This is a genomic window from Streptomyces sp. SID13726 (assembly GCF_010548375.1).
Classification (GTDB): domain Bacteria; phylum Actinomycetota; class Actinomycetes; order Streptomycetales; family Streptomycetaceae; genus Streptomyces.
This window is the reverse complement of sequence record NZ_JAAGLY010000903.1, coordinates 1-380: the sequence shown is the minus strand read 5'-3', so window position 1 is coordinate 380 and position 380 is coordinate 1. Positions and strand designations below refer to the sequence as shown.

General features: G+C 77.4%; 1 pseudogene. It reads right to left on the bottom strand.

Features of this window, described 5'->3' with window-relative positions:
* Positions 1 to 126 precede the first annotated feature (126 nt).
* Positions 127 to 380, bottom strand: a pseudogene (locus G3I78_RS50910) (methylmalonyl Co-A mutase-associated GTPase MeaB); the annotation flags it as partial.

The window sequence follows — 380 nt, the reverse complement described above, 5'->3', positions numbered from 1 at the left end:
GCGCAGCGTGGATTCGGCCGGGCCGGCGCTGGTCACTGCCTGAGCCCGGGCGGACCGGCCGGTGTGCCGGGGGCGCTGCCCCCGGCACCTCTCCCACGCCGTACCGGGGGTGTCCCCCCACGTGCCTCACACCCCGGCGGGGCCGTTCCTGTCCGTGAACGCCGCGAGGATCCGGTCCGCCGCCGAGGTGGGGGTCACCGCGCCGGCCCGGACCGCCGCTTCCAGGCCGGGGGCCAGGCCGCGGACCGCCGGATTCGCGCGCAGCCGCTCCAGCAGCTCCTCACGGACCATCGACCAGGTCCACTCCACCTGCTGCTCCGCGCGCTTGGCCGCCAGGCGGCCGACCGCGTCCAGCAGCTTGCCGTGCTGCTCCAGACGGT